We start from the raw sequence: 335 nt of genomic DNA on the forward strand, positions 1-335 counted from the left end.
CAAAAAGTGTACGGTAAAAAAGGTGAGAACCAATCACACGCGTTAAAAGGTGTTTCATTCTCAATTCAAGAGGGTGAGTTTGTTGGAATTATGGGACCATCTGGTTCTGGTAAAACGACATTATTAAATGTAATTTCAACGCTTGATAAAGCAACGTGGGTTAATTGACGAACAGGATATTGTAGCACTTCGTAGTCTTGCTGAGCAAAATGTTATTCTTTGTTTCGCTTCTGGCCGATTGGATAATGAAATTGCAGACTTAATGAAAGCTGTAAATACAAATTTCCATCGTATTAGTGTAAATGGTGTTTTCATGTGTGTACACGAAAACACCA

At 36.7% G+C, this 335-nt stretch carries 1 protein-coding gene and 1 pseudogene; both read left to right on the forward strand.

Features of this window, described 5'->3' with window-relative positions; all coding sequences use genetic code 11:
* Positions 1-156, forward strand: a pseudogene (locus SB775_RS28220) (ATP-binding cassette domain-containing protein); the annotation flags it as partial.
* Positions 143-335, forward strand: a 193-nt coding sequence (locus tag SB775_RS28225) for an HAD hydrolase family protein (RefSeq protein WP_410864471.1), incomplete at its 3' end; no start/stop codon positions are given. The pseudogene SB775_RS28220 and the gene SB775_RS28225, both read left to right, overlap by 14 nt.

This window comes from Peribacillus sp. SIMBA_075 (genome assembly GCF_046534585.1).